This window comes from Streptomyces sp. NPDC059456 (assembly GCF_042750055.1).
Taxonomy (GTDB): domain Bacteria; phylum Actinomycetota; class Actinomycetes; order Streptomycetales; family Streptomycetaceae; genus Streptomyces.
The window spans coordinates 1-10,635 of record NZ_JBHYVA010000201.1; the positions used below are offsets into that span (position 1 = coordinate 1).

Annotated in this window: 8 protein-coding genes and 1 pseudogene; 6 read left to right on the plus strand and 3 right to left on the minus strand. The window is 73.9% G+C overall.

Annotated elements, in window-relative coordinates; translation table 11 throughout:
* Window positions 1-19: 19 nt before the first annotated feature.
* Both ACFXA3_RS19190 and ACFXA3_RS19195 read left to right on the plus strand, forming a co-directional pair.
* Window positions 20-137: pseudogene (locus ACFXA3_RS19190) on the plus strand (ROK family protein); the annotation flags it as partial.
* Between the two features lie 13 nt (window positions 138-150).
* Window positions 151-1,953 carry a DUF4173 domain-containing protein gene (locus tag ACFXA3_RS19195; protein ID WP_385188206.1) on the plus strand — a complete coding sequence of 601 codons (1,803 nt, stop codon included), beginning with the start codon at window positions 151-153 and terminating at the stop codon, window positions 1,951-1,953.
* A gap of 90 nt (window positions 1,954-2,043) precedes the next feature.
* Here the strand turns inward: ACFXA3_RS19195 and ACFXA3_RS19200 are convergent, their stop codons facing one another.
* Window positions 2,044-3,612 (minus strand): MFS transporter, encoded by a 1,569-nt coding sequence (locus ACFXA3_RS19200; protein WP_385188208.1) that lies wholly within the window; start codon window positions 3,610-3,612, stop codon window positions 2,044-2,046.
* 127 nt (window positions 3,613-3,739) lie between these two features.
* Here ACFXA3_RS19200 and ACFXA3_RS19205 point away from each other — a divergent pair, with 127 nt between their 5' ends.
* The 3 genes from ACFXA3_RS19205 to ACFXA3_RS19215 all read left to right on the plus strand — a co-directional run bounded on the left by ACFXA3_RS19205 (window position 3,740) and on the right by ACFXA3_RS19215 (window position 5,841).
* Entirely contained in the window at window positions 3,740-4,342 is a 603-nt protein-coding gene (locus ACFXA3_RS19205) for a TetR/AcrR family transcriptional regulator (protein ID WP_385188210.1), read from the plus strand.
* A gap of 69 nt (window positions 4,343-4,411) precedes the next feature.
* Window positions 4,412-5,122: a ribonuclease HII gene (locus ACFXA3_RS19210; protein WP_385188212.1), complete on the plus strand. Its 711-nt coding sequence runs from the start codon at window positions 4,412-4,414 to the stop codon at window positions 5,120-5,122.
* Between the two features lie 59 nt (window positions 5,123-5,181).
* Entirely contained in the window at window positions 5,182-5,841 is a 660-nt protein-coding gene (locus ACFXA3_RS19215) for a hypothetical protein (protein WP_385188214.1), read from the plus strand.
* Between the two features lie 227 nt (window positions 5,842-6,068).
* Here ACFXA3_RS19215 and ACFXA3_RS19220 read toward each other — a convergent pair whose 3' ends face one another.
* Together ACFXA3_RS19220 and ACFXA3_RS19225 are read right to left on the minus strand one after the other, a co-directional pair.
* On the minus strand, window positions 6,069-6,701 hold the full coding sequence (locus ACFXA3_RS19220) for a hypothetical protein (RefSeq protein ID WP_385188216.1): 633 nt from the start codon (window positions 6,699-6,701) through the stop codon (window positions 6,069-6,071).
* 216 nt (window positions 6,702-6,917) lie between these two features.
* Window positions 6,918-9,077, minus strand: a complete 2,160-nt coding sequence (locus ACFXA3_RS19225) for a RecQ family ATP-dependent DNA helicase (protein WP_385188218.1) — start codon at window positions 9,075-9,077, stop codon at window positions 6,918-6,920.
* A gap of 122 nt (window positions 9,078-9,199) precedes the next feature.
* On the opposite strand from ACFXA3_RS19225, the gene ACFXA3_RS19230 reads away from it, so the two are divergent.
* On the plus strand, window positions 9,200-10,462 hold the full coding sequence (locus tag ACFXA3_RS19230) for a DUF4192 domain-containing protein (RefSeq protein WP_385188220.1): 1,263 nt from the start codon (window positions 9,200-9,202) through the stop codon (window positions 10,460-10,462).
* Window positions 10,463-10,635: the final 173 nt, after the last annotated feature.

The window sequence follows — 10,635 nt, forward strand, 5'->3', positions numbered from 1 at the left end:
ACCGGAAACCGAGGGACTAATGGGACTCACCATCGGCGTCGACATCGGCGGCACGAAGATCGCCGCCGGCGTGGGGGAACTAAAAGGGCCCCACAATGTTGACGACACAGGTGCCCCCCCCCCCCCCCCCGGACGGGGGTGGGTAACCCTTTGACAGAACACCCCGCCGGCGCGGGTGGGGAAGCGAGCAGGGACGCGCCGCCGACCCCGGCCACGGGCGAGCCCGCCACCACGGCCGCGCCGGCCGTATCTGCCACAGCTGCCGCAAGGCCCGCAACCGCCGCAACCGCCGGTCCGGCCGCGGACCCGGCCGCGGACCCGCCCGCGGACCCGGCCGCGGACCCGGCCGCGGAAGCCGGCGTACCAGCCATCCCGGAGGCGCCGACCGGCTGGGACCCCAAGGCCTGGGAGGCCTACCAAGTCCGGCAGCAGCGGGCCAAGTCCGGGGCCTGGTCCATCGCACCGGTCGCGTGGGCCGAAGCCGCCCGCCCCGCCCAGGCGGCGCCCGTGCCCACCGCCGTCCTGCTCTGCGCCGTCGCCACCGGCCTCGCCGCGGCCCTCTTCCTCGGCGACGGCCTCGGCCCCGGCCTGCTGCTCGCCCTCGTGCCCGCCGTCGCCGCCGCGTACGCCGCCGCCCGCGCCGCCCGGCGCACCGCCCGCCCCTGGACCGTGGCCTGGGCGATCGGCTGCATCGCGCTGCTCGCCGTACCCGTGCTGCGCGACGCCGGCTGGCCGTCCGCCCTCGCGCTGCTCGCCGCCGTCCTGCTCGGCGCGCTGGCCCTGCACGGCAGCCGCACCTGGCCCGGTGTACTGCTCAGCCCGCTCGGCTTCGTCGACGCCACCGTGCTCGGGATCCGCTGGGCCTGGAGCGGGCTGCGCTCGCGCGGCAGCGGCGTCGACCGCGACCGCTGGGTGCCCGTCGCGAAGGCCGCCGTGGTGGCCGTCGTCCTGCTGGTGCTCTTCGGTGCCCTGTTCGCCTCCGCCGACGCCGCGTTCGCGGACCTGCTGGGCGGGCTCACCCCCGATGTCTCCGTCGGTGACGGCCCGCTGCGCTTGCTGCTCTTCCTGCTCGGAGCCGTGATCGCGCTCGCCGCCGCCCGCGCCACCGCCGCGCCCTCGCGCTGGGACCGGATCCGGGTGGCGCCCGGCACGCCGCGCTCCCGCGTCGAATGGGCCCTTCCGCTCGTCGTGCTCGACCTGCTCTTCGCCGGCTTCAACGCCGTGCAGCTCGCCGTCCTGTTCGGCGGCTACGACAAGGTCCTGGAGAGCACCGGGCTCACCCACGCCCAGTACGCCCGCCAGGGCTTCTGGCAACTGCTCTGGGCCACGCTGCTGACCCTCGTCGTGATCGCGCTCGCCCTGCGCTGGGCCCCGCGCTCCGGCGCCGGCGACCGGCGGTTCGTCCGCGTCGTCCTCGGCACGTTGTGCGCCCTGACCCTGGTCGTCGTCGCCTCCGCGCTGCGCCGCATGGACCTGTACGTGGAGGCGTACGGGCTGACGCGGCTGCGCGTATCGGTGGCCGCCATGGAGATCTGGCTCGGCCTGGTCATCGTTCTGATCATGGCTGCCGGCGTATTCGGCGCCCGCCTGCTGCCGCGGGTCGTGGCCGGGAGCGCGGCCGCCGCCGTCCTGGCGTTCGGGCTGCTGTCCCCGGACGGGATGGTCGCGGAGAAGAACGTGGCCCGCTTCCAGCAGGCCGGCAAGATCGACCTGGCCTACTTCCAGTCCCTGTCGGCGGACGCCGTGCCCGCGCTGGACCGGCTGCCCGAACCCCGCCGTTCCTGCGCCCTGCGCGGGATCAACAACGAGCTGTCGAAGGGCGGCCGGCTGCCGTGGTACGCGATGAGCCTCGGCGAGTACCGTGCCCGGCAGATCCTCCGTGAGCGCCCGGTGACGGTCTCGTACGAGGTCTGCCGCGACCTCGGCACCTTCGCCGCCCGCGGCATCGGGTAGCCCGGGCCGCGGATCCCGCGGGGGACCGCGTACGAGGGTCCGGGCGCGGGACCGGATCGCGCGCCCGCGCCCTCGTACGCCCCACGGGTCTCAGGCCGCCGGTCCCGCCTGCGCGGCGGCGCCGCTCAGGGCCTCCAGGTCGCTCTTGCGGACCCGGATGACCAGCAGCGCGGTGGCCAGGGAGAGCCCGGCCATGGCCACGGCCGCCAGGAAGGCGGTGGACATGCCCTGGGTGAGGACGAGGTCGCCCCACGGGTCGGGCAGCCGTCCGGTCTCCTTGAAGGCCGCCACCTGACCGGGATCCGCGTGGGCCAGGAAGTCCGGGATCTGCTTCTCGCCCTCGGTGCGGCCGGCCGTGCCGAAGACGGTGACCAGGATCGACAGGCCGAGCGAGCCGCCGACCTGCTGGCTCGCGTTGAGCAGCCCGGACGCCGCTCCCGCCTCCCGCTGGGCGATCCCGGAGACGGCGGTGAGGGTGAGGGTCACGAAGTTCAGTCCCATGCCGAAGCCGAACAGCAGCATCGGTCCGAGGATCCCGGAGACGTACGAGCTGTCGGTGCGGATGAAGGTCAGCCAGGCGAGCCCGGTGCCGGTGAGGGCGGATCCGGTGACCATGAACGGCTTGGGGCCGAAGCGCGGCAGGAACCGCTGAGAGAGACCGGCGGCGGTGACGATCGCGACGGTCACGGGCAGGAAGCCGAGCCCGGACCGGATGGGGGAGAAGTCCAGCACGTTCTGGACGAACTGGACGATGAAGAAGAACATGCCGAACATCGCGGCGGCGAGGCCCAGCATGATCAGGTACGTGCCGGCGCGGTTGCGGTCGGCGAACATCCGCAGCGGGATGATCGGCTCGTGGGCGCGCGACTCGACGGCCACGAACAGCGTGAGGAGGAGGACGGCTGCGGCGAACGAGACGAGGGTCAGCCCGTCGCGCCAGCCGTCCTCGGAGGCGCGGATGAAGCCGTAGACGAGCGAGGCCATGCCGCCCGTGGAGGTGAGGGCCCCGGCGATGTCGAAGCGGCCCGGATGGCGCTCGGACTCGGTGATGTAGAGCGGGGCGAGCACGGCGATCAGGAGCCCGATCGGCACGTTCACGAACAGCACCCAGCGCCAGTCGAGCCACTCGGTCAGCATGCCGCCGGCCAGCAGACCGATGGCGCCGCCGCCCGCCGACACGGCGGCGAACACCCCGAACGCCCGGTTGCGCTCGGGGCCTTCGGCGAAGGTCGTGGTGATCAGGGCCAGCGAGGTCGGCGAGGCGATCGCGCCGCCGACCCCCTGGAGGGCGCGGGCGGCCAGCAGCTGCCAGGGCTCCTGGGCGAAACCGCCGAGCAGGGAGGCCAGGGTGAAGAGCAGGATTCCGGTCACGAACACGCGGCGCCGGCCGAGGATGTCGCCGGCCCGGCCGCCGAGGAGCAGGAGGCCGCCGAAGGCCAGGGTGTACGCGCTGATCACCCAGGACAGGTCGGTGGTGGAGAAGGACAGGGCGGTCTGGATGTGCGGGAGTGCGATGTTCACGATCGTGGCGTCGAGGACGACCATCAGCTGGCAGGCGGCGATGACCGTGAGTGCCACGCCGGGGCGCCCTTCCCGGCGGGCCGCGCCCGGTATCCGGGGCGTGGCGAGTTGAGAACCTTTCACCGTGGAACCCCCCATAGTGAAATAGTGAACGCATTCGTTCACTGCGCGTCCACGGTAGGAGGCCCTCGATAGTGAACGCAACCGTTCACTAAGGCTGGAAATGCGTGCGAGGGGCGCGCGAGTCGGTCGGAGGTCAGAGGTGATGGCGGGTTCGCGCTGGTCGGCGACGTCGCCGGGGCGCAGGCGGGGGCCGGAACTCGAACGGGCGATTCTCGACGCGGCTTTGGAGCAGCTGAGCACCGTCGGATGGAACGCGCTCACGATGGAGGGGGTCGCGGCCCGCGCGCACACCGGCAAGGCGGCGGTGTACCGGCGCTGGCCCTCGAAGGCGGACCTGGTGGCCGAGGTGCTGCGGACCGGGCTGCCGCCGCTCGGCGGGATCCCCGATGGCGGATCGGTCCGGGAGGACTTGTTCCGGTTGTGTGTGCGGATGCGGGACGTGATGGAGTCGCGCGCCGGTCAGGCGCTGCGTGCGGTCCTTCACGAATGCGACCATGCCCATGCGGGGCGGTTCCACGACGTCATCCGGGCCGGGCTGCACGAACCTGCCCATCAGATGATCAGGGAGCTTGTGGAGCGCGGGATCGAGCGGGGTGACGTACGCGCGGATGCGACGAGTCCGTTCGTCGCCGATGTCATTCCGGCGATGATGATGTACCGCGCGAAGGTGTGCGGGAGCGAATGGGCGGATCCGGACATCGCGGAAATGATCGATCGGGTGATGGTGCCGCTGCTCAGCAGGTGAGACGCCGTGCGGACTCCGCCCGGGCCGGGGTGTGCAGGCGGCGCGGGGCGGCGTACCCTTGCTGGCGCCATGCCGTACGAAGCACCCACCCACACCGTCGAACGCTCCCTCCGTGCAACCACCGGCGCCAAGGTCATCGCCGGGGTCGACGAAGTCGGACGAGGGGCCTGGGCCGGTCCGGTCACCGTGTGCGCGGCGATCACCGGACTGCGCCGGCCGCCGGCAGGTCTCACCGACTCCAAACTGCTCACCCAGAAGCGACGTGACGCGCTCCTCGAGGTCCTGGAAGCCTGGGTCACCGCGTACGCCCTGGGCCACGCCTCGCCCGAGGAGATCGACGAACTCGGGATGACGGCCGCGCTGCGGCTCGCCGCGGAGCGCGCCCTGGAGGCGCTGCCCGTGCGGCCCGACGCGGTGATCCTCGACGGCAAGCACGACTACCTCGGCGCGCCCTGGCGGGTCCGTACGGTGATCAAGGGCGACCAGTCCTGCGTCGCCGTCGCCGCGGCCTCGGTGATCGCCAAGGTCAGGCGCGACCGGATGATGGCCGAACTCGGTCAACAGGACGGCGGATTCGCGGACTTCGCCTTCGGTGACAACGCCGGATACCCCTCTCCCGTGCACCGGGCCGCGCTGGAGGAACTGGGGCCCACCCCGTACCACCGGCTCTCGTGGTCGTACCTCGACGCGCTGCCCCGGTGGCGCCACCTCAAGAAGGTGCGGCGCAGCGAGGAAGCGGTGGAGCTGGAAAACGGAGGCCAACTCGGCTTCGATTTCTGATCGCGCCCACGTGCCACCCGCCGGTACGTTTCGTACCGGTGTTTGATAGACATCAACTCATGCCTCTCACCCCCGAGGAGCCTCAGATTCACGAGAGTGCCCAGGGTCCCCGCGTCACCCCGGCCGCGAGCCGCACCGCGCAGACCCCCCGCCCCGTACCTGGTCCGCGTCCCGCCGCCGTTCCGCGGCCCGGGCGCCCCGGTCCCTCCCCCGCGGCGGCGAGCCGTGCGGGAGGCGCCCCCAGGCCCGCTGCGCCCGCGCCGCGTGCGCCGCAGGCCACCCCCGGACCCGTTCCCGCCGCCCCCACCGCACCGTCCGTCTCCGCGGCAGTGCCGCAGGTCCAGCTGATCCCGGCTTCCGCCGAGGGTGCGCTGGACGCGGCCGAGGAGGCCGTCGACCTGCTGCTCGACACCGGGCGTGCGCCCGGCGACATCCTGGTGCTCACCACCGGCGACCCGCACCCGTGGGCCGCGCACGAGCTGTCCTTCGGCGAGGCCGCCTACTGGGCCCTGCACGATGCCGGGGACGACGTCTTCTACGCGGACGCGGCGCAGGTCGAGCGCGCTGCGGGCCGTCCCGTCGTGGTCTTCGCGGCCAACGGCGGACCGGTCGAGGCGACCGCCGCCGCCCTGCCGACCGCGCTCGCGCGCGCCGGTGCGCTGCTCATCGTGTGCGGCGACGCGAAGCAGATCAATTCCGTGCTGGGTGCGGGCGTCTGACGCCCCGTACCCCGGCGCGGGCAAGGGGCGGGGCCGGCCGGTGCCGGCCCCGCTGAAGCCCGAGGCCTGACCTGCCGTACGCCCGTTCCAGGGTGTACGGCCGTGAGGGTTGCCCGCATACGGGGACGCCGTGCACCGTGCGCCTCGGGCGGGGCGCTTGTAGGTGCGGGCGGGCCCGTAGCGGGTCCGTGCGTGCGGCCCGCGCCGGTACGGGCGGGCCGTCGCCCTCAGCGTGCGGCGGTTCGCCGGCGCATGATTTCGGTCGCCCCGCCGCCGGTGCGCAGGGTCACCGCGGGGAACTCGGCGACGGTGTCGCCGAGGTGCTCGGGCCGGGATTCGGAGCTGGGGTGCCGGCCGCCCCTGCCTTCGCCGAGGACCTGCCAGCCGCCGCGGGTCAGCGTGATGTACGCGCCGCACCGCAGCCCGTGCAGCGTGCAGGCGTCCCGCAGCCCCCACATCCAGGCGCCGTCCTCCTCGGTCCACCGCTCGTCGCCCTCGCGGCAGTACAGCAGGACCGCGGTCCGCACCGGGGTCCGGCGCCGCAGGTCGTGCGGGATCACCCGGCGCAGCCCGGCGAGCAGGGCGTTGCGGTAGTCCCAGCCGTCGGCCGAAGCCGACCGCTGGACGAACGAGGCGCTGGCGACGAGCCGTTCCTCGGGACCGAGGACGGCGATCACGGCGGTCGAGGGCACCGGGCTGTGCCGCGAGTGCAGCCCGCTGACGACCTCGCGCGGATTGGAGAGCAGCGGTACGCCCGCGGCCGTCCATTCGGCGGGTTCCAGCAGTCTGCCGTGCCGGCTGGCGACGCCGGCTGCCGTTGTCAGCGAGGTGGCTGAGGCCGGGGCGTATCCGAAGGTCACGGTCCTCCCTTCGGGTACACGCCCGCGGACGGGCACAGCTGGGGTGCGGGCACGCCGCGGGCACGGCTGTGGAGAGCGCCGTCGAGCCGAGCGGGAGCACTCCGATTCTCGCGTGGCCCGTGAGCATGCGGCAACGAGCAATTGGCGCCGCCGACCGGAATTCGCCGGTATGCCGTTCATATCCTTGCCCCGACACGCCGAGGATGACTCATCCGGCTACGGCTGAAGCGCCAGTACCAGCGGGAACACCCCCTTCGCGCCTGCCCGCCGCAGCAGCCGGGCGGCCACCGCGAGGGTCCAGCCGCTCTCCGCGCGGTCGTCCACGAGGAGTACGGGCCCTGCCGCCTCCGCCAGACTCGACGCCAGCGCCGGGGGCACGGTCAAGGCCTGGTGGAGCCCGCGGACCCGCTGTGCACTGTTGGAGGAGGGCAGGCCGAACTGCGGGGCCTGGTCCGTGTACGCGAGCGTCCCGAGCAGCGGCATCCGCCCGACCTCCGCGATCCGCGCGGCCAGGGAGCCGACCAGTTGGGGGCGGCTGTGCGAGGGCAGGGCGACCACGCCCACGGGCCGGGCGGGAGCGTCCGCCTCGCCGGAGGCCCAACCGCCCGGTCCCCGGGCCCAGTCGGCGAGCACGGCCACCACGGCCTGCGCCACATCGTCCGGAATCGGCTGGTCCTGAGCTTGCGTCGCGAGCATCGGACGCAACCGGTTGCCCCAGCCGATGTCGGACAGCCGGCCCAGCGCCCGCCCGGTGGAGGCCTGTTCCCCGGCCGGGATGCGGCCCTTGAGGTCCACTCCGACGGCGGCCAGGCCGGTCGGCCACATCTTGCGCGGCTCCAGCTCCACGCCGGGACGACCGAGCTCCCCCCGGGCGGTGTCGAGGGCGGTGGTGGAGACGTCCGCGGTGAAGCGGGCTCCGGCGCAGTTGTCGCAGCGGCCGCAGGGCGCGGCCTCGTCGTCGTCCAACTGGCGGCGCAGGAACTCCATCCGGCACCCCGTCGTCCCCGCGTAGTCCCTCATCGCCTGCTGTTCGGCGGCCCGCTGACGGGCCACCCACGCGTAGCGCTCGGAGTCGTACACCCATGGCTCGCCCGTCGAGGTCCAGCCGCCCTTGACCCGGTGCACCGCGCCGTCCACGTCGAGGACCTTGAGCATCGTCTCCAGGCGGGTGCGCCGCAGGTCGACCAGAGGCTCCATGGCGGGCAGCGACAGCGGCCGGCCCGCCTGGGCCAGGACCTCCAGCGTGCGGCGCACCTGCTGCTCCGGCGGGAAGGCCACCGAGGCGAAGTACTGCCAGATGGCCTCGTCCTCGCGGCCGGGCAGCAGCAGCACCTCCGCGTGCTCCACGCCGCGGCCGGCGCGGCCGACCTGCTGGTAGTAGGCGATGGGGGAGGACGGCGAGCCCAGGTGCACCACGAAGCCGAGGTCGGGCTTGTCGAAGCCCATGCCCAGCGCGGAGGTGGCCACCAGCGCCTTGACCCGGTTCGCCTGGAGGTCGTCCTCGGCCTGCTGGCGGTCGGCGTTCTCCGTCTTGCCGGTGTACGAGGACACCGTGTGGCCGCGGTGGCGCAGGTAGGCGGTGACCTCCTCGGCGGCGGCCACGGTCAGCGTGTAGATGATGCCGGAGCCCGGCAGTTCGCCGAGGTGGTCGGCGAGCCAGGCGAGCCGGTGCGCCGCGTCGGGCAGGGTCAGCACCGCGAGGCTCAGGCTCTCGCGGTCCAGCGGGCCGCGCAGCACCAGCGCGTCCGTGCCGGCGCCGGTGCCCAGCTGCTCGGCGACGTCGGCGGTCACGCGGGCGTTGGCCGTGGCGGTCGTGGCCAGTACGGGGACGCCGGGCGGGAGGTCGGCCAGCATCGTGCGCAGCCGGCGGTAGTCGGGTCGGAAGTCGTGGCCCCAGTCCGAGATGCAGTGGGCCTCGTCCACGACGAGCAGGCCGGTCGCGGCGGACAGCTTGGGCAGCACCTGGTCGCGGAAATCCGGGTTGTTGAGCCGCTCCGGGCTGACGAGCAGCACGTCGACCTCGCCCGCCGCGACTTCCGCCTGGATGCCCTCCCACTCCTCGGGATTCGCCGAGTTGATGGTGCGGGCGCGGATCCCGGCGCGGGCGGCGGCCTCGACCTGATTGCGCATCAGCGCGAGGAGCGGGGAGACGATCACGGTGGGGCCGGCGCCGTTCGCCCGCAGCAGCGAGGTGGCGACGAAGTACACGGCGGACTTGCCCCAGCCGGTGCGCTGCACCACCAGAGCCCGCCGCTTGTGCGCGACGAGGGCCTCGATCGCGAGCCACTGGTCCTCGCGCAGGCGGGCGGTGCCCGTGGGATCCCCCACGAGACGGGCCAAAACGGAGTCGGCCGAGGTCCTCAGGTCTGCGTTCATGCCCCCATGCAACCCGATGCCTCCGACATCGCGCCAATGGCGCCCTGAACCTGTGGATGTTGAACGGTCAATGGTTATCCACAGGGCTTTCGCGATGTGATCGTCCGCGGGACCGTCGGGACATGACGAACGACCGAGAATCACGCACCCCGTCCGACCGGCCCACCACCAGCCCGTCCGGACCCGCCCCCGACCCCCGGATCACCCTGCGCAGCCCGGCGGAACTGGCCGACGCACTGCCCTACATGCTCGGATTCCATCCGACCGACTCCCTCGTCATGGTCGCCGTGCACGGCGAGGGCGGGCGCTTCGGCGGCCGGCTCCGCGTCGGCATTCCCACGGTCCCCGCCGAATGGGAGGACACCGCCCGCCAGGTCGCCGACTGCCTCGTCCGGGGCAGCGAGCGGCACGGCGCCAAGCCCGACGGGATCGTCGTCTTCCTCTGCCAGGATCCGGCCGGCGGCGAGAGCGCCCAGCGCGTGATGACCCGGCTGCGGCCCCTGGCCCAGCGCATCCGGCAGGCCTGCGGCGCGCTCGACGTGCCCGTGGTGGAGGCGCTGTGCATCTCCGGCGGCCGGTACTGGTCCTACTGCTGCCCCGACGAGCGGTGCTGCCCCGCCGAGGGCAGCCCGCTGGCCGCGACCGGCACCTCCGTGATGGCGGCGACGGCCACCTTCGCCGGACTGCAGGTCAGGGGTTCCCTCCGGGAGATCGAGGGCCGGCTGGCACCGCTGAGCGGGGGAGTGGCCGTGGAGATGGAGCGGGCCCTGGACCGGGCGGCAGCCGCTCTCGTTCCGAAGATCCTCGACGGCGCCACCCGCCAGGAGGTGGGCACGGAGACCGTCTCCCTGGCCCGCACCCTGATGCAGCGGATGACGCTCGCCCCACCCGTCCCAGGCGGCCCCGGAGCCGACGACTGGGACGATGCGCTGCTCGGCCACGACGAGGCGGCCTCGTTGATCCTCGGCCTCCAGGACCGCGAGATCCGGGACGTAGCGGCCGAGTGGATGGAGGGCGAGGAGGCAGCCCCCGCCCTGCGGCTGTGGCGGGCGCTGGCCCGCCGCTGCGTCGGGGCCTACGGGGAGCACGCGGCGGCCCCGCTCACCCTCGCCGGCTGGGTGTCCTGGTCCGCCGGCGACGAGCCGACCGCCCGGATCGCCCTCGCACTGGCCCTGCGGGCCGACGCCGAGTACCGCTTCGCCCAACTCCTCCACCACGCCTGCAACGAGGGCATCGACCCGGAGGGCCTGCGGGCCTGCCTGCGGGAGGAGCGCCGACGCCGGGAGCCCCGCCGCAAGCGCCGCACCGCGCCGACCCGCCCTCCGGGCCGCCGGGACACGCAGCTCCGTCGCCAGCCCCGCCGCACCACGGGGAGCGACCAGTGATCCGGGGCCGGGGCCGGGGCGAGGGGCGCGGCCGGACGGCGGGGCCCGTGCGGCGGATCCGGGACGCCGCCGTGAGGGCCCTGGGGCGGCGTGCGCGTCACCGGCACGGCCCAGTACGGGCGCAGCCGCCACCGGGGCCCGTGACCCGGGCGGGGGCGGGGGCGTTCAGCTGG